26 protein-coding genes are annotated in these 23433 nt (G+C 56.9%); 3 read left to right on the plus strand and 23 right to left on the minus strand.

Annotated elements, in window-relative coordinates:
- Positions 1–74 precede the first annotated feature (74 nt).
- The 18 genes from BLP93_RS05655 to BLP93_RS05745 form a co-directional block, all read right to left on the minus strand.
- Positions 75–881 (minus strand): AAA family ATPase, encoded by an 807-nt coding sequence (locus BLP93_RS05655; RefSeq protein WP_092118350.1) that lies wholly within the window; start codon positions 879–881, stop codon positions 75–77.
- 31 nt (positions 882–912) lie between these two features.
- The gene (locus BLP93_RS05660) at positions 913–1755 is read right to left on the minus strand and encodes a GGDEF domain-containing protein (protein ID WP_161946203.1); all 843 of its coding nucleotides are present in this window, start codon (positions 1753–1755) and stop codon (positions 913–915) included.
- 10 nt (positions 1756–1765) lie between these two features.
- A protein-coding gene (gene prfB / locus BLP93_RS05665; protein ID WP_208596577.1) for a peptide chain release factor 2 occupies positions 1766–2882 on the minus strand; the annotation gives its coding sequence in 2 pieces (ribosomal slippage) (positions 1766–2806 and positions 2808–2882; 1116 coding nt in all).
- Between the two features lie 290 nt (positions 2883–3172).
- On the minus strand, positions 3173–4690 hold the full coding sequence (lnt, locus tag BLP93_RS05670; RefSeq protein WP_092118356.1) for an apolipoprotein N-acyltransferase: 1518 nt from the start codon (positions 4688–4690) through the stop codon (positions 3173–3175).
- Positions 4690–5499, minus strand: a complete 810-nt coding sequence (locus BLP93_RS05675) for a hemolysin family protein (RefSeq protein WP_244148652.1) — start codon at positions 5497–5499, stop codon at positions 4690–4692. The genes lnt and BLP93_RS05675 overlap by 1 nt, the downstream gene beginning before the upstream one ends.
- A 309-nt stretch (positions 5500–5808) precedes the next feature.
- Positions 5809–6837 (minus strand): PilZ domain-containing protein, encoded by a 1029-nt coding sequence (locus BLP93_RS05680; protein WP_092118362.1) that lies wholly within the window; start codon positions 6835–6837, stop codon positions 5809–5811.
- Between the two features lie 8 nt (positions 6838–6845).
- On the minus strand, positions 6846–7574 hold the full coding sequence (locus BLP93_RS05685) for a hypothetical protein (RefSeq protein ID WP_092118365.1): 729 nt from the start codon (positions 7572–7574) through the stop codon (positions 6846–6848).
- 53 nt (positions 7575–7627) lie between these two features.
- Positions 7628–8611 carry an MlaD family protein gene (locus BLP93_RS05690; RefSeq protein WP_092118367.1) on the minus strand — a complete coding sequence of 328 codons (984 nt, stop codon included), beginning with the start codon at positions 8609–8611 and terminating at the stop codon, positions 7628–7630.
- The gene (locus BLP93_RS05695; RefSeq protein WP_092118370.1) at positions 8608–9135 is read right to left on the minus strand and encodes a P-loop NTPase family protein; all 528 of its coding nucleotides are present in this window, start codon (positions 9133–9135) and stop codon (positions 8608–8610) included. The genes BLP93_RS05690 and BLP93_RS05695 overlap by 4 nt, the downstream gene beginning before the upstream one ends.
- A 23-nt stretch (positions 9136–9158) precedes the next feature.
- On the minus strand, positions 9159–9923 hold the full coding sequence (locus BLP93_RS05700) for an ABC transporter permease (RefSeq protein WP_139162933.1): 765 nt from the start codon (positions 9921–9923) through the stop codon (positions 9159–9161).
- An 11-nt stretch (positions 9924–9934) separates the two neighbouring features.
- The gene (mnmG, locus tag BLP93_RS05705; protein WP_092118376.1) at positions 9935–11893 is read right to left on the minus strand and encodes a tRNA uridine-5-carboxymethylaminomethyl(34) synthesis enzyme MnmG; all 1959 of its coding nucleotides are present in this window, start codon (positions 11891–11893) and stop codon (positions 9935–9937) included.
- A gap of 183 nt (positions 11894–12076) precedes the next feature.
- Positions 12077–13312 carry a M20 family metallo-hydrolase gene (locus BLP93_RS05715; RefSeq protein ID WP_092118382.1) on the minus strand — a complete coding sequence of 412 codons (1236 nt, stop codon included), beginning with the start codon at positions 13310–13312 and terminating at the stop codon, positions 12077–12079.
- Between the two features lie 14 nt (positions 13313–13326).
- Positions 13327–13584: a PxxKW family cysteine-rich protein gene (locus BLP93_RS05720; protein ID WP_092118385.1), complete on the minus strand. Its 258-nt coding sequence runs from the start codon at positions 13582–13584 to the stop codon at positions 13327–13329.
- A gap of 340 nt (positions 13585–13924) precedes the next feature.
- Positions 13925–14698, minus strand: a complete 774-nt coding sequence (locus tag BLP93_RS05725) for an exodeoxyribonuclease III (protein ID WP_092118388.1) — start codon at positions 14696–14698, stop codon at positions 13925–13927.
- Positions 14699–14705: 7 nt separating this feature from the next.
- The gene (locus BLP93_RS05730; RefSeq protein WP_341844734.1) at positions 14706–15383 is read right to left on the minus strand and encodes a metallophosphoesterase family protein; all 678 of its coding nucleotides are present in this window, start codon (positions 15381–15383) and stop codon (positions 14706–14708) included.
- A gap of 35 nt (positions 15384–15418) precedes the next feature.
- Entirely contained in the window at positions 15419–15667 is a 249-nt protein-coding gene (locus tag BLP93_RS05735; RefSeq protein ID WP_092118394.1) for a Trm112 family protein, read from the minus strand.
- A gap of 44 nt (positions 15668–15711) precedes the next feature.
- Entirely contained in the window at positions 15712–16209 is a 498-nt protein-coding gene (locus BLP93_RS05740) for an O-acetyl-ADP-ribose deacetylase (protein ID WP_092118397.1), read from the minus strand.
- Between the two features lie 54 nt (positions 16210–16263).
- A complete protein-coding gene (locus tag BLP93_RS05745; protein ID WP_092118400.1) occupies positions 16264–17529 on the minus strand; it encodes a hypothetical protein in 1266 nt (421 codons plus the stop codon).
- Positions 17530–17640: 111 nt separating this feature from the next.
- Between BLP93_RS05745 and BLP93_RS05750 the strand changes: the two genes are divergently transcribed.
- On the plus strand, positions 17641–17886 hold the full coding sequence (locus BLP93_RS05750) for a hypothetical protein (RefSeq protein WP_244148653.1): 246 nt from the start codon (positions 17641–17643) through the stop codon (positions 17884–17886).
- 95 nt (positions 17887–17981) lie between these two features.
- Here BLP93_RS05750 and BLP93_RS05755 read toward each other — a convergent pair whose 3' ends face one another.
- From BLP93_RS05755 to BLP93_RS05775, 5 genes are all read right to left on the minus strand, one after another.
- A complete protein-coding gene (locus tag BLP93_RS05755) occupies positions 17982–18557 on the minus strand; it encodes a hypothetical protein (protein WP_244148654.1) in 576 nt (191 codons plus the stop codon).
- A gap of 20 nt (positions 18558–18577) precedes the next feature.
- Positions 18578–19270, minus strand: coding sequence for an amino acid ABC transporter permease (locus tag BLP93_RS05760; protein ID WP_092118406.1), 693 nt, complete (start codon positions 19268–19270; stop codon positions 18578–18580).
- A complete protein-coding gene (locus BLP93_RS05765; RefSeq protein WP_092118408.1) occupies positions 19270–20079 on the minus strand; it encodes an amino acid ABC transporter ATP-binding protein in 810 nt (269 codons plus the stop codon). Before BLP93_RS05765 ends, BLP93_RS05760 begins: the two co-directional genes overlap by 1 nt.
- Positions 20079–20789: an amino acid ABC transporter permease gene (locus tag BLP93_RS05770; protein ID WP_092118411.1), complete on the minus strand. Its 711-nt coding sequence runs from the start codon at positions 20787–20789 to the stop codon at positions 20079–20081. The genes BLP93_RS05765 and BLP93_RS05770 overlap by 1 nt, the downstream gene beginning before the upstream one ends.
- A gap of 177 nt (positions 20790–20966) precedes the next feature.
- Positions 20967–21719, minus strand: a complete 753-nt coding sequence (locus BLP93_RS05775) for an ABC transporter substrate-binding protein (protein ID WP_092118414.1) — start codon at positions 21717–21719, stop codon at positions 20967–20969.
- A 320-nt stretch (positions 21720–22039) separates the two neighbouring features.
- On the opposite strand from BLP93_RS05775, the gene BLP93_RS05780 reads away from it, so the two are divergent.
- Both BLP93_RS05780 and BLP93_RS05785 read left to right on the plus strand, forming a co-directional pair.
- Complete coding sequence (locus BLP93_RS05780; RefSeq protein WP_092118417.1) at positions 22040–22234, plus strand: hypothetical protein; 195 nt, start codon at positions 22040–22042, stop codon at positions 22232–22234.
- Positions 22231–23427, plus strand: a complete 1197-nt coding sequence (locus BLP93_RS05785; protein WP_092118420.1) for an LptF/LptG family permease — start codon at positions 22231–22233, stop codon at positions 23425–23427. The genes BLP93_RS05780 and BLP93_RS05785 overlap by 4 nt, the downstream gene beginning before the upstream one ends.
- The last annotated feature ends 6 nt before the right edge of the window (positions 23428–23433 follow it).

Below are 23433 nucleotides of genomic sequence, written 5' to 3' on the forward strand. Positions count from 1 at the left end.
AAAAAAAGAAAATTCAAAACACTGCACGTAAATGGCTCACCCACGCACAGGCAATAGTTTTTCGCGGTGAACGGTTAGAAATTTCTCAATACAGGATTATTCGCCAAATCCGGCAGCAAGGCCGTCCGCAGACTCTGGATGCGCTCGGCCAGAACCCGGATATCTTGGGCCGCAATGCAATCGGGCGCCATTTCGACCAGGGCCTGCTGCCTGCTCACGGCTATCCCCATGTTGGGATCGTTGCGCACCATTCCCAGATAGTTCAGGTGAAAACTGAGAAATTTGCGTACAGCTGCATCCAGACGGTGAAACGTGGTCTGAGCCTCTTCTCGGTCCTGGACCTGATTGGCCAGAATCAAAAAGTCTTGCAAACCCGTCTTGGCGGACAATACCTTGATTACGGCATAGGCATCCGTGAGCGAGGTGGGCTCCGGGGTCAGGACGACGATCCGTTTGGCCGCGGCCTGGGCCATGGAGAGCAGGGTGGGGTTCAGCCCCGCGGCCAGATCCAGAATCACAAAAGAATACGTGGAAATGATCGGCTGCAGCTTTTCCAGCAACAGGCCGCGCTGGTCCTCGTCCATTTCGACCAGCTCGGGAACACCGGAGGCGGAGGGCAGCAGGTCCAGGTTGGGGGCTATGGGTTGAACGATGCCGGCCGCGGAGATATCGCTGGAGAGCAGGTCCTGAATGGTGATTTCGCTGGATATTCCCAGCAGCACATCCAGGTTTGCCAGACCTAAATCGCAATCCAGCAACAGGCATTTGTGTCCCAGTTGGCTGAGGCAGTAGCCCAGGTTGGCGCTTAAACTGGATTTGCCAACTCCCCCCTTGCCGCTGAAAACGGCAATGCTCAGAGTTTTATTGATCGTGGTGTTCATAATGATGTCGTAGTTGTATCACCGTGATGAATCAGGACGAAAGCGCCCGGAACAGGTAGTTTTTTTCATCCGAATCAACCAGGGTATGCGAAGACAGCTCCGGCGAAATGTCCCGGAAAGGCGATTTCACCAGGCGGTTTTTTCCGGATTGTTTTGCGGCATACAACGCCTGGTCCGCCATTTCCACCAGTTCCTGGGGCTGCAATTTCTTGAAGCCTTTGTAGCAGGCTAGTCCAACTGAAACGGTAACCTGCGGTTTCATGGCCGGATTCGGGCAGTCAAAACGCAGGTTGCGGACGGCGTCCATGACTCGAGCAAGCAGGAGTGCGCCACTGGTCTGGGTGGTATCCGGCATGAGAATTGCGAATTCCTCGCCACCCAGCCTGACGCCCAGGTCGGACTGCCGGATGTTGTCGCGCAGGATTGCGGCCACGGAACGTAGAACCAGATCTCCGTGGACATGGCCGCAGATGTCGTTGATCTTTTTGAAATCGTCAATATCCAGGATGGCCAGGCTCAGGGACAGTCCGGAGCGTCGAGTCCGTTCCATCTCGCTGTGCAGGGTCTGCTCGAAGACACCGCGCAACGCCAGTCCGGTCAAATGGTCATGTCCGGCCGCGTGACTGAGGTCGTTGATTTTCTGCTGGATTCGGGTCAGGGCGGGATACAGCTCGCCGTCCAAGGGCATGATCATCCAGGGCAGGGGATTCAGCCGGGATTCCAGTTCCGCCTGCCGGGGCCGGGAAAAATCATCCAGAATGCGGAACAGAACAGCAACCGGACCATTGTCGTTATATACGGCATCCGGTTTAAGGCGGGAAATTTCCGCACGCAGAATTTCCAGTTCTGCCAGCACGTCGTGAGAAGTATCCATGGGAGCGCGATCAACCGATTCGTTGCATATGCGTTTCAAGAAGATGGTTGCGGATAAACCCGTCGATGTCCCCATCCAGTACAGCCTCGACATTGCCCATTTCGAAGTTGGTGCGGTGATCCTTGACCAGGCGATACGGCTGCATGGTATATGTTCGAATCTGGCTGCCCCAGGCTATGGAGTCCTTTGTGGCATACTGGGCCTGCTTCTCGTCCTCGCGTTTGCGCAGTTCCAGTTCGTAAAGCCGGGCCTTGAGCATCTTCATGGCCGAATCCTTGTTCCGGTGCTGGGACTTTTCATTCTGGCACTGGGTGACAATGTTCGTGGGCAGGTGCGTGATCCGGATCGCTGAACTGGTCTTGTTCACGTGCTGCCCCCCGGGGCCGCTGGCCCGGAACACGTCGATACGCAGATCCTCTTCATTGATTTCGATCTCGATTTCCTGGCCTACGTCCGGATATACGTCCACCGAAGCGAAGGAGGTGTGCCGCCGACCTGATGCATCGAAAGGAGAGATGCGGATCAGGCGGTGAATGCCCTTTTCGCTTTTCAACAGCCCGTAGGCATAGGGGCCCTCAATTTGGAGCACCACGCTTTTCACGCCGGCCTCATCACCCGGAAGATAATCCAGAAGCTGGATACGGAACTGATGGCGTTCGCACCATCGCTTGTACATGCGCAGCAGCATTTCCGCCCAGTCCTGGGCTTCCGTGCCCCCCGCGCCGGGGTGGATTTCCAGAATGGCCGGATGCTGGTCTTCCGGCGCGCTGAGCAGGGTGTGCAGTTCCGCCTGCTGCAGCCTTTGGGCAAGGATGCCGATGTGGCGCTGGACTTCCTCCAGGACTTCCTTTTCCGGCTCATCCTCGGCCATGGTCAGCCAGTCCCGCAGGTCCTGCTTTGCCTTGTCCAGGGCTTTCCACTCATCGAGAGAGCCGCTCAGGCGTGTCTTTTCCTGGAGCAGGGGGGTCATGCTGCGTGGATCGTTCCAGGCCTCAGGGTGGGAGATGGCCTTGTCGATCTCCACGAGTCGGGCTTCGTAGGAATCGTGGTCAAAGACTCCTCCAGAAACTGTTGAACTGGTTCTCCAGGGCGGCGCTCTCGGTCTTCAATTCCGAGAGTTGCAACACTTTCCTGCTATCGTTGGCGCGTTGGACTTCAGCCATGCTCATAACATTATTCTCCGAAAATTTTAAATGTCCCATAATTGAACATTTCGATGCGACTTGCAACGTATTGATTTACTGTCTTTCTCTCTCTGCCTTTGTCTTCCGCCATCAAATATTTGGCGGTCAGATCATTTACGCATGCACCTTCGAGAGGAAGACTCGTGAACCAAGGCAAAGCGGACAGTTTTTGCTGACGATCAGACTTTGCGAATGGAATTTCAAAAAAGTAATAATTTTGTGGTGATTTGCAACTAATGATTTTTAATAGGACGACCTCGGCCTGCCCACCATACGATGATCATGACCAGCAGGGCCGCTCCCGGAAGCGACCATCGGAACAACGAGTAGTGACGATGAAACAATGTTTTTTCATCAAGAAGACGAATATCCGGATATGACAGCGTCAGCCGTTGAAAGAGAGTGCCTGACTCGAGTCGTCGTCCGCGGGGATCGACAACGGCCGTGATGCCTGTATTGGTGGAACGGACAAGGTAGCGGCCTTGCTCCACGGCCCGGAGAACAGCCTGATGCAAGTGCTGACGAGGAGCTGAAGAGTGGCCGAACCAGGCATCGTTGCTGATGTTCACCAAGAGATTCGCACCGGCGCGAATCCGTTCCTGGCTCAACCCGGGAAAAATGGCTTCGTAACAAATGAGCATGCCCAGAGCAAGCCAGTCCATACGCAGGGGCTCGGGGTTGTTGCCGGGGACGAATTCCCCATCCCCATGGGCCAGTCGACTGATGAAGGGAAATAGGCTGCTCAACGGAACGTACTCCCCAAACGGTACAAGATGCTCCTTGTCGTAGACGGCGATGGTTTCCCCATTGGGATTGAGCAGGAAAGCGGAGTTGGCATAGCTGATCTCCCCGGTCAGCAGATCCACCTGGTAGCGCGGGGCTCCGGTGAGCAACGTGAACCTGTTGGTCCTGACAAAATCGCGGACCTGCCGGGACAGGGCGTTTTCCTCCTGCAGATAGAACGGAATTGCCGTTTCCGGCCAGATTACCAGATCCGGCTGGGAGGACATCTCCTTTCGCGTCAGCTGCAGGTATTCCAGGATCGTGGCCTCCTGGAACTCCGGGTTCCATTTCAGGCTCTGGTCGATGTTGCCCTGAACAAGGGCAACCCGGATTCGTTCTCCCTCGGGCAGGGGCGAATTCACCGTGGTTGCGCCGTACAAGATCAGCAGCAGAATCGAGGAAACGCCGAGAATCAGGCAGCGTCTGCTTCTGAAAGACAGCATCAGCCAAGCTGTACAGGTCACGAAAATGGCGGACAGCCAGTATTCACCAACCAGAGCCAGAGGCTGAACAGCCACGGGCCAGGGCGCCATGGCCGCGGGCAGGGTCAGCCAGGAAAAGCCGGTGAACAAGGTCCCCTGTGCCATTTCCAGGGCGCCCCAGAGCACTCCGGCGCCGAGAGCCAAGGCGACAGGAGGAAGCGTCGGGTGCATCCATCGGATCAGCGCGGAAAAAAGACCTGAATAGAGGCCCAGGTACATGCCCAGCAGCAGAGGGCAAGGCAGGGCCAGTATCCAGTGCAGTCCGCCGTGGACATGGACGGGGATGAAAACCCAGTACAGGCAAGCGGCAAAGGCGATGCTGCCGCAGATCCAGCCGCTGCGGAAAGCTGCGCGGGGAGTTGTTTCACGCAGTCCAAGCCAGATCAAAACCGCGGGAAAAAGGAAAACAACGCCGGGTATATGGGATACGGGGTTGGCATGGCCGAACCATGCCCCCAGCAGAGAGATCAAGACAGGTGTGAGCATCAATCTTCACTTGTAGAGTTTTCGGGCAGGAGGCGAACCTCGATCCAGCGGACCTTTTTCTGATCAGCGTCCTTGATTTGGAATCGGTAACCCTGGATTTCAAAGGCGTCGTCCTTGCGGGGGACCCGGCCCGCCAACTGGGAAAGATATCCCCCGATGGTGTCCACCTGCTCGCTTTCCAGGTGCACCACGAGGTGCTCCCGCAGTTCCACCAGTTCCGTTCGGCCGGAAACGAGGTAGCTGCCGTCATCCTGGACCTGGATGTCGTCCGGCCTTGGCGCATCGTACTCGTCCTCGATGTCGCCGACGATTTCCTCCAGCACGTCCTCGAAGGTGAGCATCCCGGATGTTCCGCCGTACTCGTCCAGGGCGATGGCCAAATGATTTTTCCGGCTTTGAAACTCCAGAAGCATTTCCATGACGTTTTTCGTTTCAGGGATGAACAAGGGCTCCCGCATCACGCTCTCCAGGTTGCCCCGGGGAGAGGAGTTGGGATGCAGAATGAACTGGAGCAAATCCTTGGCATGAACGATGCCGATGATGTTGTCCTTGTTGTCCTTGTAAACCGGGATTCTGGTATGCCCATGGGCAATGATCATTTCAGCCACGTCCTCGATTTTGTCCTCGATCTCGGCGCAGTCGATGTCCGTGCGCGGAATCATGATTTCATGGACCTGTTTGCGTCCCAGACGCAGGACCTTCAGGACGATGGCGGCCTCCTCCTTGCGGATTTCGCCTTCTTCCTTGGCCGCCAGAATGATGGCTTCGATATTGGACGAATCGCCTTTGCGAAAGATCCGTTTGAACATATTCCAGAATTTTCCTTCAATGCCCTCTTCCAAGCTTCCTCCCGATATTGTGGTCACTATCAACCGGCGGTCCGGCGTATCTGGATTTTCGGCCTCGCAACTCCTCACCAGCTTCGTAACATCAAGCCATCGCTCAAATAAACAGTATTAAATGCGCAAATCATCGTAAACGGTTTGATGAACAAATCCTGGCTCCGTCAAATGTGCGAGCACGCAAAATCAGCCAAGCCACTTCCCGCGTTGAGTTCAGCATATGCTGGACGGATTATCATATCTGTTGGCCTTGATACGCAATGGATCTGGGTTGGGTCAGGTCAATCCTTTCTGCTGATAAATCTGGAGATGCCGCTTGAAAACCCAATCCTCGATCTCTTCTACGCCCTTTTCGTTCAGGGGAAGCCAGCGGTCTTGAGCTTTCGGCTGCCCCCGCGGTTTGTGGGCGACAAACAACAGCCCCACGAGAAGCTTTCCAGTTTCGGCGTTTCCCGGTTCCATGAACGATTTGCGAATCTGTGCGAGCAGGCGGTATTCATTGTTATGAGGGTGCTGCAGGTCTCTAAGGTACAAACTGATGAAAAGCCGCTTTCCCTTCTCCATTGCCTCGGCGACTTCGTGATCCACCGGCTGTCGAATCTCCAGCAACAGGCCACCCGCGGAGATGTTGCGGATCAAAAACGTGTTGTCTGTTTCGCTGTGCAGATAATGAAGCAATGGAGGCGCATCGCCATAATGATCCAGGTTGGAGAGGGTTTCCGGCCAGATGCGGAGTTCGGGAATGTCCTCGCGGGGCGGGTCCAGGCGCAGGTGGGATCTGCGCTGCTTGCGCTCCAGGCATTTCGGCGTCTCGAGGATGATGCACGGTCTGGATTTGTCATACGAAAGGTCCGTTATGGTGGAGGAAAAATAAAAAAAAGACCATTTCGGCTCTTTTTGCGTTGTAGAGACCTTGAAATAACTGGATACCGTGCGCCCGACCCATGTGGATTGAGGCTGGAGGAATCCGGAAAGCTCCAGGATAAGTCCCCGGCCTGGTTCGAATTTCCATGGCGAGCAGGAAAACTGAACCCGCCTGGCTTTTTCAGTTTGAAAGTTGATGTCGTACTTTGAACGTTCCCTGACGGATTGGTGGATGATCTCGTGGATCACTGCGGCTTCCTGAACCGCAAAGAAAGCCGTTTCGCGGAAGAAAAAGCGGCGATAAAGAAGAATGGACGCATAGGCCATGATCAGGAGCGTGACCAGGATCATGGTGTAGACCAACGGTTTTTGGGCCTGGGAAAAGCTGTGCTCCCAGTTCTGGAAGTAGAAACCGGATTGCCCGCTAAGCAGCAAGGGCATGGACTCCACTAGAAACGGCATGGCTGGATAAGATTCTGCAACCGTTCAATGCGGTGCAGGATTTCCTGCTGATTCTGGTGCGGAAGATTCAGGGAGTGAATGATATTCCAATCCTCGATCAAGAAAACAATCCATCCTTGCCTCGCGTCCAGGTCCCGGGTCTGCATGATCAGGGAGCGGGCCTGTTCCATATTTAAATCCACCAGGGCGGTCAGGGCGGCCTTGCGGCCATAGACCGATGCGTACAGAGGATCCGGTTCGTTGCGCAACTGATTTGCGAGAGCGGAAAAATTTCGTTGGACCATCAATTGCCTGTAGTTTTCATCCCTGGCTGAAAAGGCCGGCGGCTGCGGTTCAAGCCAGTCCCCGGGAAGATGCAGTTCGGGGCATTCCAGACCGGTATGCACCAGTTCCCGGGCCGCATGCAGATGTTCACCGGCGGTGATGTCCAGGTATTGTTTCAGCTTCCATGCAATCAATTCGTTCTGGGCCGCGGCGCAAAAATCGTCCTGCATAAGATAGCTTTCCCGGCTGCGCTCGAACATGCTTTGGGCCTCGCACCAACGGCCCTGAAGGAAAAGTTGGATGAACTCGTGGCGCTGATCGTCGGCCATGCGCAGGATGTCCGGCGGCGGATACACGGACCGCGGACCGGAGGGGCCGCATGCCAGGAGCGGCATGCCGAGAATCAGCAAAAGCATGGTGCGCAGGATGCGGACAACGATGGGTCGGTGCATTGGTAAAACTCGTGAACGAGGATGTTCAGGATGAAAAAAAACATTCTCAGGCTTCAGGGCCAGGGATACGTTGTCTCCGGATCGGGCGCCTCCCTTCGCGAAAGGGGCCATGTCTCCCGAAGCCGCTGCAGCAGATCCGTTCCGAGCCGCAAGGTGTACTCGCCTTGTCGCCGCAGGCTGATCAGGTCATGGGAGACATCTTTAACGTCCTCGGTAATTTGCGTCACGTTGTGCAGGATCGGTGTAAGATCTTCCCGGATGCCCTGAAATTCCACGATCAGGGCGTTCACATCGCGGATCACTTCGGCAATTTCCTCCTGGATCGGCGTCAAATCGTCCACCCGGTGCGTCACGCTTTCCAGAAGCTGATTTACGTTTTGCATCGCGGCATCCGAGCGGCTCAGAATCGAATCAATATGTTCGATGGGCTGCGGATCTTCGGTCAAATAATAGATCAGGCCATGTTCAGCGAGCAGGCGCTCCGTCATGGTCTCTGCGTTGGCCAGGATTCCGCGGACAGGTCCTTCATCGTCCACAAGGTAATCCGTCAAGTCCCAAATATTAATGACTATGGCCCGCAGCGCTTCAATAACGGGCTGCATTTCCTGAATCAATTCGTTGATTCCGCCGATCTCATCCAGGGGGATGACGGCTCCTTCTTCAAGGATCGGGGCGTCCTCGGCTCCGGGTTGCAACTTCAGAAAACTGCTGCCGATAATTCCTTCCTGTTCAAGAATGATTCGGGAGTCTTCAGTGAACCAGCGCTGGTAGCGCCTTAAGACGCGAATATCGATTAGGACCCGGCCTTGGTGATCCAGAGTCAGATTCGTGACCTGGCCGATATTGAAGCCAAAAAGCCTGACGGGCATGCCAGGTTCGATGCGTTCTCCAGTTCTGCTGATCACCGTATAGCTGATCCGTTCGGCGAACAGATCCTTCCTGACTCCGATATAGGCGATCAGGAGAACGGCGCTCACGAGAACGACCAGCAGGAAAAATCCCACCTTGATTTCAAGGGTACGCTGATTCAGGCTCATTGCAGTGTATGAAGGTCAATGACGTCATACTCCAGAGAAGTATAGGCATCCAGATCGTTTGACAAGATGGCGACCCAGAGAAAAACGTCGATATCCAAGTTCGCCACCGCCCTGTCCAGAATGTCGCAATCCGAGCGGCTGGCCGAGGGCATAAAAACAAATATGGACTCGTTGGCAATGCAACGCAGCAACTGAATCTTCAAGAGATGCGCCCGGCTCATAAACTGCGTGCGCTGGTCCAGACTTCCCGTCATCTTCAACCTGTCGATCAGGGACTGGATTTTGTCATGGCAGTCCTCCAAAGACATCTGGTTGTGGTACATGCACCCGAGGGCGACGTTTTCCAAAGCCGTGAGGTTGAGCAGCAACGGGTACTCATCTCCAAGAATCCCGATGGGGTGGGATGACTGAATGATCATCGACGACAAACGGGAAAAATTACTCTCGTCGTCGGAGACCAACAAGAGATTTTTTCTCTGCTCGGTCAGAGTGGAAATGAAAACCGGTTGTATATCCATGGGCATTGAGACGGATTTCCTGCTGCGACTCAGAATACGTTAAATATGACTTCCACGGTAATGATCAAGGTAATGATCTGGATCATGCCCTGGATCAGCCTGATGGGCACTTCCGTGAATGAACGCTCAACGCTCATTCCGCGTTGCAGCGCCACGAGACAGACCAGGCCGGTCATGATCACCGACTTGCCGAGGAGAATCGCCACGTCGCTAACTTCCACGGCTAACAGCAAGCGGGTGAGATAGTTGGCGAAGTTGATATCGTGCATGAATCCCAAGGTGAAGAATCCGCCAAACAGCGCGATGACGCAAAAACACAGGCTCAGGCATGGTCCGGCGATCAGGAACGCCAGCAGGCGCGGAAGAAAGACGTATTCGGCCACGGGAATGCGCAGGGAATGCAGCGTGTTGATCTCCTTGTTGATTTTCATCAGGGCCACTTCGGTCAAGGTGGCGGTTCCCGAGCGAAGCACGATGATCAGAGTGCAGGTGATCGGTGCGATTTCATGAAGCATGGCCCGTATCAGATACTCGCCGATCTGCTCGTAAGCGCCAAGGCTGATCAGGATGCCGAGCAGAATGTGCACGGTGACCGACCCAATAATCAGCGCGGTGATAAAAATGAGAGTCAAAGGCTGGACGGCGGTAAAATAGATCTGCCGGATCAGAACGAAGAAGACCGCGGAATTGAGAAACGTGAGCCGGGCCGCGGCGGAGGCGGTCTGGACGAAGATATGAAACATCCGGGTGTAGCTCTGGGAACGATCAATTGCCCAGCGACCCAGTGTTTGCACCAGATTCAGATTCAGGATCGTTCTCTGGAGAGGGGCGGTTTTGGAGTTGATAGAGAAGATGTTTTCTCCAGTTTCCGGAGGTGAATGCGCAGGCAGCTCACGGCAGCGGGCGTCACTCCGGAGATGCGTCCCGCCTGTCCGAGGTTTATCGGCTTGACACGATTCAATTTTTCACGAACTTCCCGAGAAAGTCCAGCCACTTGTTCGAAATCCAGACCATTGGGCAAATGAATGCGTTCCAGGGCCAGGTCCTTGCCGGCCATTTCCTCCTGCCTGGCAAGGTAACCGGCATACTTGACGCGGTTTTCAGCCTCCTCGGCGATTTCTTCCGCAAGATGGCCCAGTTCCGACCAGAAAAAAGCCAGATCCCGCAATTGCAGTTCCGGGCGGCGGAGCATCTCCTCCAGGGTGAGGGCCTTGCCGGGCACGGCGGTCTGAAGCGCCTCGCAGAATTCCCTGGTGGCGGCGTCGGGTCGGATGGACCTGGTGCGCAGGCCTCCCAGCAGTGAATGGAGAGTTTCCTGCTTGCGGTTGAAGATGTGCCAGTGATCATCCTGGACAAGCCCGAGGGCGCGGCCCAGGGGCGTGAGGCGCTGGTCGGCATTGCCTTCGCGCAGGAGCAGGCGGTGTTCTGCCCGGGAAGTGAACATTCGGTAAGGTTCGCGGGTGCCCTTGGTGACCAGGTCGTCCACCAGGACGGCCATGTAGGCCTGATTGCGCCCCGGGAGAAAGGGCGCGCTTTCCCGCAGCGACGCGACGATGTTCAGGGCGGCCCAAAGCCCCTGAGCCGCGGCTTCCTCGTATCCGGAGGTTCCGTTGATCTGGCCGGCCAGAAAGAGGCCGGGCATGACCTTGGTTTCCAGGGTCGGCAGAAGCTGTTCCGGAAAGACGAAATCATATTCGATGGCATATCCCGGCCGGACGATCTGCGCCTGTTCCAAGCCCGGGATGGTGCGCAGCATTTTGAGCTGAATTTCCAGGGGCAGGCTCGTGGGCAGGCCGTTGGGATAGACTTCGGGATGGTTCACGCCCTCCGGCTCCACGAAGACCTGGTGGCGCTCCTTGTCCGGAAATCGGGCGATCTTGTCCTCGATCGACGGGCAATAGCGGGCGCCCGTGCCCTGAATGACCCCGGTGTACAGCGGAGAGCGGTCCAGGCCGGAACGGATGGCGTCATGGGTTGCGGCATTGGTGTAGGTCAGGTGGCAGGGTACCTGGGGCAGACGGATGCCCGGCGAATGGAAGCTGAATGGATGAGGCGGATCGTCTCCGGGTTGCGGGCTCATGACTTGATAATTGATGCTGTCCCGACGCAGGCGTGGAACCGTACCTGTCTTCAAACGTCCCAATTCAAGGCCGATTCGTTCCAGGCCGGCGGACAGGGAGGCTGCCGGGGGATCGCCGAGCCGGCCGCCGTTAAAGTGGTCCAGGCCGATATGGATCAGCCCGCGCAAAAAAGTGCCCGTGGTCAGCAAGACAGCCCGGGAGAGCAGGGTCTCACCGAGCCTGGTGCGCACCCCGGCAATACGTCCGTTCTTCTCCAGAATTCCTTCCACCATCTCCTCGCGAACCCACAGATTGGGCTGGGCAAAGATGTCGCGCTGCACCACGCGCATGTACGTCTCTCGGTCGATCTGCGCACGGGTGGCCCGGACCGCCGGCCCTTTGCGGGTGTTCAGGGTGCGGAACTGAATCCCGGCCTGATCGGCCCAGACGCCCATGCAGCCGCCCAGGGCGTCGATTTCCTTGACCATGTGCCCTTTGGCCAGCCCGCCGATGGCCGGGTTGCAGGAAAGGTGTCCGATGCGGTCGACGTTGATGGTCAGCAGCAGGGTGGTCAAGCCCAGCCTTGCCGCGGCCATGGCCGCTTCGCAACCGGCATGACCCGCTCCGACGACAATGACGTCGAACCGTTCCGGCTCCAGCGGTTTGAGCGTGGAAGGGGTTCCGGTCGAAAAAATATGGGTCATGGATTGAAAGGACCGACGGTTGTGGAGGTCAGTGGCTTGAGGTGAATCAGGATTCCGGTTTGCGGTTTGGAAGGCAGGGCGGGGCGGCAGGTGCAGCTGGAAAACGAACGAAGATCGGCGAATCTGGTGATTCGCTCAAAGATGTCGCGGCATGAGACGGTCATATTGCCCGTCATCTTGCGCCTATTGCTCGTCCTCCATGCACAAAACCCGGGCCATGACCTGGGCATCGGCCAGGGTGTTCTTGATGGAAGAATGCTCGTTTGGCTGGTGGGCCGTGCCCAGCAGGGTGGACCAGACCACGGTGGGAATGCCCAGGCGGCGCAGGAATGAGGCCACGGTGCCGCCGCCGATGCCCATGGGGCTCGGATTGTTGTCATGCACGGCCCGGATGGCCGCGAGCATACGCCGGACGATGGGGCTTTCCACAGGTGTCGCCGGGGCGGCGCGGACTTCCTGGACCACGTCCCATTCCACGCGCACTCCATGATCCTGGACGACCTCGGCGCAGATTTCATCCAGGGCGGTCCCGATTTCATCCAGACTGTACTGCACCAGCACCCGGCAATCGAGATAGAATACGTCAAGCCCGGGAATGGTGTTGATGTTCGGAACGTTGGCTTCCTTCTTGGTTGCTTCGAAGGTTGAGCCGGGTGGAAAGAAAAGCGGGTCCTGGGCGCCGAAACGTGTGTACAGGGAGCGCAGGCGCATGATCAGATCCGATGCTGCGACAAGAGTGTTCACCCCTTTCTGGGGCGTGGAGGCATGACACTGTTTCCCGTAGACGGAAAACTTGACCCAGAAAAGGCTCTTTTCGGCCACTTCCACAAGTTCGCCGCTGGCGGAGCCGAAGTCGGGAATCAGGATCAGATCCCTGGGGCCGAACAAATCCCGGCGATGGTTCAGGATGTAATCCAATCCCTTGCTGCTGGCCGTTTCTTCGTCAGCCACGAAGAGCATGCCGAAGTTGATGGCCGGCGGCTCGCCGGCGGCGATCAGCGCCTCAGCCACCAGGAGCGAGGCCACGATGCCCTGGTGGTTGTCCTCCACGCCGCGGCCATGGATCAGATCCCCGTCAACCCGGAGTTCGTAGGGCGGAGAGGTCCATAATTCAAGGTCGCCGGGAGGCACGATGTCGGTGTGGGAAATGACCCAGAAGGTGCGGGAAGCATCCCGGCCCGGAACAACGGCGGCCACATTGGGCCGGAACCCGCAGTCCACATCGTTGTCCGGCGCCGGGATTTCTTCGACCTGGTCAATGCCCATGGAATGAAGAAGCCGAAGCAGATATTCGGCTTTCTCCTTTTCCCCCTGGCCGCCGTTGGTCGGGCCCAGGGCCGGGATGGCCACGAGATCACGCTGAAGGGTGATCACCCGCTCACGCTGTGCGCGGATATGCGCATCCAGAAAATCAAGCATGCCGGTTTCCGGAACTAACGTCCTCGAGCCGCGCGCTTGGAAGCCTTCAAGGGGTTGACCTTGATCTTGCCCTGCTTGTCCACGCTGGCTTTGACATGGGTGGCAAAGTTGCAGACGCCCAGGGACCATTTGGACGCGGGATCGGCATAGCTGGTGCAGTGGCGAAGGCCATCGTCTTCCTTGATCCGTTCACAGCCTTCACATTTTTCCACAACCGGCTGAAAGGTAAAGGCGTTGGCAACGCCATTTTTCTTTGTCTTTTCGACTTGCATGAGAAACTCCTGAAGATGAAATGGGAAAAGGAGCCTATTATGGATATCAGTATTGTTCTGTCAAGGACCGGAGGACGATTGCCGTCCAAGACGGTTCGTATCCCCGGTTTGGTCACATAGTCATCCATCCGGTCTCGAAGCACCTCCCGATCCTGCTGCATGACCCCGGCGTTCATGGTGATGATCGGCGTTTGTCGAGAGGGCTGAGGGCTGAAACCTGAAGGGAGAAAGAGCGATCGCCAGAAGATCCGCCGGTCGAGTCATGGTCGCCCCGTGCCTGAGCAAGGCCGATACTCTCCGGCCCTTTCCAGGTCTGTTTTCCGTGCGGCTGAATGCTAAGTCATGGGCGTTCCACTTCCAGTTCCAGCCCCACCGGGCAGTGGTCCGAACCCATGACTTCCGGTTCGATCCAGGCCCGGCGGACGGCGGGAACGAGCTCTCGGGAGACGAAGAAGTAGTCGATGCGCCAGCCCGCGTTGCGGCTTCGGGCGCCGAAACGGTAGGTCCACCAAGTGTATTGTCCCGGCTGGTCGTTGAACATCCGAAACGTATCCACGTAGCCGGAGTCGATGAACTTATCCATCCAGGCCCGCTCGATGGGCAGAAATCCGGAGGTGGCGGCATTGGCCTGGGGGTTTTTCAGGTCGATTTCCTTGTGCGCAGTGTTAAAGTCACCGCAGACCACAATGGGTTTGGTTTGGCGCAGATTCTGGGCGTAGGTCAGAAAAGCGTCGTAGAATCCCAGCTTGTAGTCCAGACGAGCCTGGCTCATCTGGCCGTTGGGGAAATAGACGTTGAAGTAGTAGAATTTTGGAAACTCGAGTTGAATGACCCGGCCTTCATCCTGAAATGGGGCAAGAGGCAAGTCCAGGGCCACGCTTAAGGGGTGATTTCTGGTGTAGCAGGCCACTCCGGAATATCCCTTTTTGACCTGGCAGCAGTTCCAGTAGTCCTGATACCCCGGAGCCTTGCAACTCTCTTCGGCCAATTGGTCCTGCTGGATCTTGACCTCCTGCAATCCGACCACATCGGCGTCCACCTGCCGGAACCATTCCCAGTATCCCTTGTTCAACACGGCCCGAAAGCCGTTGACGTTCCATGAATAGAGAATCATGGGCGAATCAGGAAGTGACTTGGTCGATGTTTCGCAACTGGGCCCGAAGGCCCTGGTCCGTGAGCCGGATCAGCGCATAGCCGCCGCCGGACAGGGGGCCGGGGTTGATCACTAAGGTCTTACCGAGCCGGGTCTCGGCCTGAGACTCGTGAATGTGTCCGGTCAGGCAGACTTCGGGCTGGACCTTCTCGATGAACGTCCGGACCGCATGGCTGCCCACCGAAAGAGTGCCGTTGACCTTGTCCGCCGCGGTGTCGAAAGGCGGCGTGTGCGCCACAAGCAGCAGATGGGGCAGGTTCCTGACCGGGGCATGGGCCTGTTCCAGCCACTGGGCCAGCTGCTCGTCGGAAACCTCCGCTGGTGTGCCGAAGGGAGTAGGGGTGGAATATCCAACGCCCATCAAGCCCACGCCGTCCCCCAGGTTCAGCCCCCGGGCGTGAATGTTCATGCCTTGGGTTTCCAGCACGTGCTCCACCTCGGGATAGTCCATGTTGCCGATCTGGGCGTAGATTTTCGGATTGATCGACAGGATCTGGTTCAGAACCCGGTGCGCCGCTTCGGAGCGACCCCGGTTGGTCAGGTCACCGCTGACAATTACCCCCGCGGCGTCAGCCAGTTCCGGGATCAGGCGGATGTTGCCGGGCTGTTCGTGGATATCGCCGAATCCGACCCAAAAGGGGTGCATGCTCACGGTTTTCTCCATGTATATGATGGTTCTCGTCAAGTGCCAGGGGGGGCGCCGTGAATGTGTTCAGCTTTGTTCGCAGGCCTTCCTCGTTCACGAACGCCTTGTTCCCATTCCGCCAGGGGGACGGCTTCCTCGATGAGCATGATCGGGATTTCGTCTTTAACTGGGTAGACCGCCTTGCAAGGGTGGCAGATCAGTCCGTCTTCTGCAGGGGTGAGGACAAGTTCCGATTTGCATTTGGGGCAGGCCAGGATCTGGAGCAGTTCCTTGTTCAGGGCCATAATTTGAACTCCTTGAGATGCGTGCTGATTCGGTTCGAGGATCATCAATCGCCCTGGCTGCGCAGGGCGATGTAGCGGCCCGCGTCGGCTTGGCTGTAGCAGCAGGCGATGACGCGGTTGAAGGATGCCTCGTACTCATCCATGACTTTCAGGGCAAGAGCCGCGGCGGCATCCTTGGGAAATCCGTAAACACCGGTGCTGATGGAAGGAAAGGCAATGGAGCGCAACTTGTATTCCAGGCCCAGGCGGAAGCTGTTTTTGTAGCAAGAGGTCAGCAGTTCCGCTTCCCGGTTCCGGCCGCCGCTCCAGATCGGGCCGACGGTATGGATCACGTAGCGGGCCGCCAGGCGGAAGCCGGGGGTGATTCTGGCCTCTCCGGTCGGACAGCCGCCGATGGCCCGGCAGGCTTCTAGCAGTTCCGGTCCGGCGGCCTGGTGGATGGCCCCGTCCACGCCCCCACCGCCCAGCAGGGAATTGTTGGCGGCGTTGACGATGGCGTCCACATCCAGGGTGGTAATGTCCGCCTGGATGATCTCGATCATGATTTGACTCCCCTGACTCCCGATTCAAGCTTTTCGAGTTCAAGGAGCTTCGGTTCAGGAAAGCATGCGCAGGGCCAGTACCAAAACGTCGGGCTCGGCCACGATGTGGGCTCCGGGGCAGATTTCCAGCACGGCCTTGTGTAGATCCTTGTTCCGGGTCACAAATACGGCCTGGGTCTCCCCGCATTTTTCCATGGTCACCCGGAGCATGGGCAGGTCGGAAAAGGTGTCGCCGCAGACAAGATGCGGTCCTTCGGCCATGTTCAGGCCCAGGGCTTGGTCCAGATAATCCACGCCGTCGCCCTTGTCGAAGTCCTTGCGCTGCTCGCCGGAGCCGATGGTCAGAATGATTTCGATGTCCAGGCCCGTATCTTCAATGCGAAGCGAGCGTTCGTCCGGATCGTGTTTCGCAATCAGTCCTTTGATCGTTTCCAGGAACTTCCGGGATTCATCTTCAGGGACGGACTTCGAGATGTCCTGGCGGGCCACGGTGAGTTGTCCGAATTTGACCTGCAGCCCGGAGCCGATCAATCCGAATTTGCGGTATTCGGATTGTTTGAGCAGATCCTCAAGCTGCCGGTGCAGCTTCCGAAGCAGTTCCGACTGCTCTTCAGGGGCCGGAAAACTGTTGTAGGCATTGTTCAGGTCGATGTATTCCCGACCTTTGGATGCGGCCATGACGTAAGTCCTGGGCGGCATCACGCTGACATCCGTCAGTCCGGGGCCGGCAAGGGGGCCGGAAGTGACCACGATGGGATATTGGGTGCGGTTGCGGGCGAAGCAGGTCAGGAAGACGGCGTTGTACACGGATTGGGTGGACGACCGGTACCGTCCGCAATAGTTGTTCACCGTGCCGTCGCGGTCCGTTATGAAACAGCGTACCGGCGGCGCGGAAAGCCTCTTGGCAAGGCCTCCCCCGAAAAGTCCGAGGCTCAATTTCTTGGCTAACTCCTCCGCTTGCCGCAGCAGGCCCGGCGCTTGACCCTCGAGGATGAATTTCAAGGCTGCCTCGCCCAGCTCCAGATAACCGATGTCCCGTGCCAGTTCGGAGATCTCGTAGTCCAGGTCCACAACGACTTCGTGGTCCTCCATTTCGGCATCCATGCGCAGACAGCGCTCAAAAGGCTTTTCAGTCCCTGAGCCGGGGATGTTCTTCAAACACTCCAGAGCGATGCGCAGGGAAGCCACGTCCTTTTCCGCGGCCTCCTTTTCGGCCAGAACGTCCTGAACCGCCTGGCGGCGAACATCAGCCGTCTGATCCATCAAGTCGTAAAAATCCTGCAGGGTGCGAATGGGACGTTCTTCGATGGATATTTTCATGAAATCTCCTCGGGGTAATGAATTTCCAGTTTGGCCTAAAGAAACCCGCGAATCCGTCGATAGAGCAATAAACAGGTTATGATAGTGTAACTACGAAGCAAGGAGGCGCAAATGGAAATGCCAGCAGTGACTTCGGTGGTCATGGAAACCCAGAAGATTCAACAAGCCGAGCCCAACCAAAGGGAGGGCAATTCCCAGGCCGACGCAATGAAGAATATTCGCAAGGCCAGATTGCAACGTCAAGTTTTACAGGATCCCGCTATTCTTTCCAAACTTGTGGCCATGGAAACAACTCCGGTCTACAACGCCAAGGGCGATGTGGTGCAAGCCGTTTCCGGAGCCAGCCTTGAGTCTTGACGGACGCCCACGCGGCTCCTGAGGTCGTTTCGGCCCCGGAGTCGCGCGGGGCGCTCAACGCGCCCCGCCTCGACACTCCTCTTCTGAATCTTCCTTTAAATCGGCGGTCCCTGGTGGATCATCTCGGCCAGGGTCAGTCGCACCCGGGCAGGCTTTTTGGGCATGCTTCGGACAAAATCCACCTCCAATTCCACCAGTCGACGGTAAAGCTCGGACCGGTCCAATTTCGGCCGATCCGGTTGAGTTGCGTCCAGTTTCTGGGCCCGGAAACATCCGGAGAAATCCTTGGTGACCCCATTCGGCAGGGTGAAGACGTTGGGTACGCCGTGCAGCCGGCAAATCATCAGCCGATGGGCGTAGAGAATGCAGCGACCGTCTTCATTGAGGGGGCACATCATGTCCGGAACGCGCTGTTCCGCCAGCATTTGTCGGGCCTGATTCACGTATTCTTCGGCTCGCGAACGGATGACCCGCAACTGTTCCTTCGGCAAAGCAGCCAATCCCAACCAGAGATAGGCCCACTCCACATGGGTGTGGTGCTGAAAATAACTTGTGCAGCAGTTATCCGGACATTCGGCGCAGGTCAGGCCGATTTGCGCGGCGATATCGGCGTATTGGTCCTCCATGTCCGCATAGAGTCGCGGCAGGCGGAGGAGTGGATCTTCGGACACGAAACCTCCCATAATACGATTTATCCTCTGGGTTGTTCAAATCCCGGCATCGACATTTTCCGTTCGACATACTGCAAGAGCAGCGTGGCCAGGGTGACCAGCAGCAGATAGTACAGCCCAAGGGCGACGAAAACCTCTATATTCCGCCAAGTTTGCTTGGCAATGGTGCGGCCGATGCCGGTGAGTTCATTGAGAGTGATGATGGAGGCCAGCGAAGAATACTTGATGAGGTAGATGATCTCGTTGCCGCATCCGGGCAAGGCGCGGCGAAGAGCCTGCGGCAGGACGACCCAGAGTACAACCTGGATCTTAGTCATGCCCAGGGCCTGCGCGGCCTTGATCTGGCCGTGACGGATGGAAAGCAGGGCTCCTCGAATATATTCGGAGTGATACGCCCCGCTGCACAGGGTGAATCCCAGGATTGCCGCGGACATGGGCGAAAGCACGATCCGCATGTCCCCGATCTGGAGGTGCGGCAGGGCGAAGTACCAAAAAAACAATTGCACCACCAGCGGTGTTCCCCGAAAAATGGATACGTAGGCCTCGTTGAGCAGCCGCACCGGAGTCGGGGCGTAGACCCGCAGTGAGCCGACCAACACGCCCAATGCCAGTCCCAGCAGCGCCGATGGGACGATTACGGCGACGCTGACCCAGAGCCCCTGGTTCAGGGCCGGAGCCACGTCGTTCAGGAAAAAATGCCAATAATCGCTCATTACACGCCCAGGTTGCTGCTTCGGCAGGTGCAGCTTTTATCCGTCGGCGCCAAGTCGCCGGAGAGTTCATTGATCTTGGCGCAGAAGTCCTTGGTTCGGGATGTGGCGTCCGCCGCCAGCAGATGTTTCGGGCTGCCGCGTTCCACGATGCGTCCTTTTTCCATAAACAGGAATTCATGAGCCATGGTCGCGGAAAAGGCGATCTGATGAGTGGCCATGATCATGGTCATCCCGGCTGAGGCCAGGAAGCGGATCACGGCCAGAACTTCGCCGATGAGTTCCGGATCCAGTGCGCTGGTCGGCTCGTCCAGGAGAAGCACCTTGGGATCCATGGCCAGGGCGCGAGCCATGGAAACACGCTGCTTCTGCCCTCCGGAAAGCTGGGCCGGGTAGAGGTCCGCCTTGTCCGCCAGGCCGACCCGGGCCAGTTCCTCCATGGCGCGGTGGTTGGCCTGGGCCTTGGTCAGGCCCTTGACCTTGATCAGAGCGATTCGAACGTTTTCACGGGCATTCAGGTGATCGAAGAGGTTGAAGTCCTGAAATATCATGCCGACCTGCTGGCGAAAGGCGCAGAGATCATGCCGGCCGGCGGCTTTGAATTCCCTGCCCTCAAGCCAGATGCGACCCTGATCCGGAGTATTCAGGAAATTCAGGCACTGCAGGAGCGTACTCTTGCCCGATCCCGAAGGTCCGATCAAGATTTTTACTTCGCCACGGTTCACCGTGAGGGAGACGTCATCCAGGACAAGCTGATCTCCAAAAGTTTTGCGGATGTTTTCCACGCGCAGAATGGGTTGATTTTCGGACATTATATCGATCCTTGACGGGCATATCCCGGAATGCGCACCTTGTTTTCCAGCACCTTCAAGGCCCGCACCCCCAGAAGAGTGAGCAGGTAGAACAGGACGCCCGCAACCAGGGCGAAGGGCAGAGGTTCATGGGTCAGTGCGGCCACGGATCGCGTCCGGGACATGATCTCCATGACCCCGATGGCAAAAGCCAGTGCGGAATCCTTGAGCAGGATGGAGTATTCATTGGACCAGGCGGGTATGGAAAGCCGCAGTGCCTGCGGGAGGATAACGGAGCGGATGGCCTGGGCGTCGGTCATGCCCAGAGCCCGGGCCGCCTTGAGCTGCCCGTCGTGCAGCCCCTGGATGGCCCCACGAAAAATTTGAGACTGATAAGCCGCGCTGGTCAGACTGAGGACGAGCAGGGCGGAAAGGAAAGCACTGTCCAGGTGGAGATTCTCCAGCACGGGGAGCTGGCTGAGATAGGACATGATGCCGAAATAAAAAAGGTAGAGTTGGACCAGAATGGGAATCCCGCGAAACAGCCACACATAGACTCCGACAAGACGCCGGGTCAGCTTGCCGCCGTAAACGTGGCCGACGGCCAGGGGGATGCCCAGGCACAGCCCTAGCAGCATGGCTCCGAAGACCAGGCTCAATGTCCAGGTGATCCCGCCCAGAATGAAGGGGAGGGATTCCCAGATCACGGGAAGATGTTTGGATAATTCCATTTTGCGGCGGGTTCAGGGATAGGGTTCGGCGTTTGATGGAAGTTCATGCGGACTGCATCATAAATTGTCGGAGAAGAGCACGTGAGACGGGGCAGGACGTCCATGAACGTCCTACCCCGCATGCCGAGAATGACATGAGCAACGCGTTCGGGATTGCCCGGCACGCTTCGAACCTGTCTATTCAAGATCCCATTTTTTCTTCAATTCGCTCCAGTACGGATCGGCCATGAGTTTTTCCAGGCCTTCGTTCAGGGTGTTCAGCAGCTCCGTGTCGGCCTTGCGGACGGCATAACCATAGGAGTCGGGTTCCACGTCAAAGGTTCCGGCCACCTTGAAAGGCCGTCCCTTCTTGATCTCACGGGCAATGGAACTGTCCATGGCTGAACCGTGAATCCGGCCCAGGGGCAGATCCTGCATGGACAAATCCGTGGAATCATAGGCAACGATATCGAAATTCTTTCCCGGCTCCTTGGCCATGTCGATGAGCAGGGTATGGGTGTTGGTGCCGCGCTGGACGCCGATCTTTTTGCCGGTGGTGAACATGTCGTCAAAGGATGTTTCTTCACCCTCGTTGACCACCAGGACTTGGGTGACCTGGTAATAAGGGATGGTAAAATTGACGACCTTCTTGCGTTCTTCCGTGATGCTCATGCCCGAGGCGATGAAATCGATCTTGTTGGCATTCAAAGCCGGGATGATTCCATCCCAGTCCATGGGCTGGTGACGTACGGTGAAGCCCATTTGCTCGGCAATCCAGTTTACGGACTCCACGTCAAATCCAGCCGGGTTGCCCTGGGTGTCTACGAAACCGAAGGGCGGAAAGCCGAAGTCGATGCCGTTGGTCAGCGTTTTTTGCGCCCAGGCAGGTCCGGCAAGGACCATGCAAAGGACCAGTGCCCCCAGAACTCCGAAATGTTTTCCCTTGCCCATAAATCTTTTCTCCTTGAAAAGGTGTGTGATGACCCGTTCACCAAGCCCGCACCTCCACGGTGCGTGATGCACGGGATGAATCGAAATGGAAAATGGCGCATAGCAAAGAGAGACCATCCAGGCAAGGTAAACAATTCCCGAGCCGGTTTTCTAGGTGGACGGTCAGGGCTGGTTTCGGACGCTGGCGCGGATGCGGCTCATGTACGGAAGTCATCAGGCGTTTCCGTTGTCAATGGGAAAGCCTTGATGTAAGTTCCCTCTCTTGCTGGGATCCAGCCGAGAGAAAACCGGCGCTAATCGCAATCCCGCGGAAGGATATTATGAGCGATGTAAAAATGACCGAACCGATCAAGCAGGCTGTCTCTTGGATCGACACGGAGCGTCGGGAATCCGCCAAGTCAATGACAATGCTTCTGGATGAAGCGGCAACGCGTTTCAATCTGGGACCGCAGGATTGGCAATTCCTGCGGCGGCTTTTTGTCGACAGTGATTCCGTAGAGAGCGAGCCGAATTGAAGCTTTCCACCTTGCTGCCCACCCAATGGACACTGCTCCAGCGCCGCGTTTTTCTGGAGATCTGCTTTCTCTTCGGCCTGACGTGGTCAGCCCTGATTTCCCTGCTTCTTGTCGGAAGGCTGCTGCAGTTGCGGGAGCTTTTCCTGCATCAGCAGATTTCCACCCTGGACATCATCCGGCTGTTTGTTTTTTTGAGTCCTTTCTTCCTGTTCATGCTCATTCCGGTGGCCTGCCTGTTGAGCATCTTTCTCGTTTTTCTGCGGATGAGCAACGATCGGGAGCTTATTGCCCTCAAAGCCGGCGGCGTGAGCCTGTATCAGATCCTGCCCGCGCCGGTCATCTTTTCCTCGATTGCTTTCGCCATGGCCTTGATCATCAGTTTGGGTGGGATTTCCTGGGGATTCGACAATTTTCGGAGAATCGCACTGGAACTGGTCCATTCCAAAACCCAGATGGTCCTGCAGCCCGGTATTTTTCATAAGGACTTTCCCGGGTTGACCATCTACGCCAAGAACGTGGACAGCAACCAGCAGTTGCATCAGGTTTTTGTCGAAGACCAGACCAGAGCGGACATCACCGCGGTGATTGTCGCTCCCGTGGGCTATGTGGTCACCGAACCCCAGGCAGGGCGTATTTTTTTCGCCTTGGAAAACGGTCGGATCTATCGCTTGCAACGCAATGCAATCACCGAACTGAGCTTTCAGACATACCTGGTCCGTTTGGACCTGGATCAGCTCTTAACGGGCATTTCTCAGCGGGAGCCCCGCCCCAAGGAAATGTCCTGGAATGAGTTGCGGCGCTGGTCGGCCACGCCAAATCTCGCGGACATCAGGGGAGAGGAGTTTGCAAATCGGGTGGCTGTGGAAATCCAGAAACGATGGGTGGTGCCCGCGGCATGTCTCATTCTGGGTATGCTGGCCATTCCGCTGGCCCAGGCTTTCGAGGGGTTGAAGCGTCAATATGCCTTGATCCTGATCATGGGAGTCTTCTTTATTTTTTACGGGATGTTTTCCCTGGGCATCGTGATCGGCGAACTTGGGATGATGCCTGCGTATTTGCCGCTTTGGGGGCAGATGATCCTTTTTGGGACCATGGCCGGCTTCGGGATCTGGTTTGCGGCCCGGGAGCGGGGGCTGCGCATTGGGGAATGGATCGCCCACCTGCAGTTCAAATTCTTGAAAAAGAGTCACTGATTTTTT

The sequence above is a fragment of the Desulfonatronum thiosulfatophilum genome, from assembly GCF_900104215.1.
Classification (GTDB): domain Bacteria; phylum Desulfobacterota; class Desulfovibrionia; order Desulfovibrionales; family Desulfonatronaceae; genus Desulfonatronum; species Desulfonatronum thiosulfatophilum.

What these genes read in the sequence shown, in the direction of transcription:
- BLP93_RS05655 (WP_092118350.1), bottom strand. Translation starts at nt 881, where the DNA reads ATGAACACCACGATCAATAAAACTCTGAGCATTGCCGTTTTCAGCGGC.
- BLP93_RS05660 (WP_161946203.1), bottom strand. Translation starts at nt 1,755, where the DNA reads ATGGATACTTCTCACGACGTGCTGGCAGAACTGGAAATTCTGCGTGCG.
- lnt (WP_092118356.1), bottom strand. Translation starts at nt 4,690, where the DNA reads ATGCTCACACCTGTCTTGATCTCTCTGCTGGGGGCATGGTTCGGCCAT.
- BLP93_RS05675 (WP_244148652.1), bottom strand. Translation starts at nt 5,499, where the DNA reads ATGTTCAAACGGATCTTTCGCAAAGGCGATTCGTCCAATATCGAAGCC.
- BLP93_RS05680 (WP_092118362.1), bottom strand. Translation starts at nt 6,837, where the DNA reads ATGCCCTTGCTGCTTAGCGGGCAATCCGGTTTCTACTTCCAGAACTGG.
- BLP93_RS05685 (WP_092118365.1), bottom strand. Translation starts at nt 7,574, where the DNA reads ATGCACCGACCCATCGTTGTCCGCATCCTGCGCACCATGCTTTTGCTG.
- BLP93_RS05690 (WP_092118367.1), bottom strand. Translation starts at nt 8,611, where the DNA reads ATGAGCCTGAATCAGCGTACCCTTGAAATCAAGGTGGGATTTTTCCTG.
- BLP93_RS05695 (WP_092118370.1), bottom strand. Translation starts at nt 9,135, where the DNA reads ATGCCCATGGATATACAACCGGTTTTCATTTCCACTCTGACCGAGCAG.
- mnmG (WP_092118376.1), bottom strand. Translation starts at nt 11,893, where the DNA reads ATGACCCATATTTTTTCGACCGGAACCCCTTCCACGCTCAAACCGCTG.
- BLP93_RS05715 (WP_092118382.1), bottom strand. Translation starts at nt 13,312, where the DNA reads ATGCTTGATTTTCTGGATGCGCATATCCGCGCACAGCGTGAGCGGGTG.
- BLP93_RS05720 (WP_092118385.1), bottom strand. Translation starts at nt 13,584, where the DNA reads ATGCAAGTCGAAAAGACAAAGAAAAATGGCGTTGCCAACGCCTTTACC.
- BLP93_RS05725 (WP_092118388.1), bottom strand. Translation starts at nt 14,698, where the DNA reads ATGATTCTCTATTCATGGAACGTCAACGGCTTTCGGGCCGTGTTGAAC.
- BLP93_RS05730 (WP_341844734.1), bottom strand. Translation starts at nt 15,383, where the DNA reads ATGCACCCCTTTTGGGTCGGATTCGGCGATATCCACGAACAGCCCGGC.
- BLP93_RS05735 (WP_092118394.1), bottom strand. Translation starts at nt 15,667, where the DNA reads ATGGCCCTGAACAAGGAACTGCTCCAGATCCTGGCCTGCCCCAAATGC.
- BLP93_RS05740 (WP_092118397.1), bottom strand. Translation starts at nt 16,209, where the DNA reads ATGATCGAGATCATCCAGGCGGACATTACCACCCTGGATGTGGACGCC.
- BLP93_RS05745 (WP_092118400.1), bottom strand. Translation starts at nt 17,529, where the DNA reads ATGAAAATATCCATCGAAGAACGTCCCATTCGCACCCTGCAGGATTTT.
- BLP93_RS05750 (WP_244148653.1), top strand. Translation starts at nt 17,641, where the DNA reads ATGGAAATGCCAGCAGTGACTTCGGTGGTCATGGAAACCCAGAAGATT.
- BLP93_RS05760 (WP_092118406.1), bottom strand. Translation starts at nt 19,270, where the DNA reads ATGAGCGATTATTGGCATTTTTTCCTGAACGACGTGGCTCCGGCCCTG.
- BLP93_RS05765 (WP_092118408.1), bottom strand. Translation starts at nt 20,079, where the DNA reads ATGTCCGAAAATCAACCCATTCTGCGCGTGGAAAACATCCGCAAAACT.
- BLP93_RS05770 (WP_092118411.1), bottom strand. Translation starts at nt 20,789, where the DNA reads ATGGAATTATCCAAACATCTTCCCGTGATCTGGGAATCCCTCCCCTTC.
- BLP93_RS05775 (WP_092118414.1), bottom strand. Translation starts at nt 21,719, where the DNA reads ATGGGCAAGGGAAAACATTTCGGAGTTCTGGGGGCACTGGTCCTTTGC.
- BLP93_RS05780 (WP_092118417.1), top strand. Translation starts at nt 22,040, where the DNA reads ATGAGCGATGTAAAAATGACCGAACCGATCAAGCAGGCTGTCTCTTGG.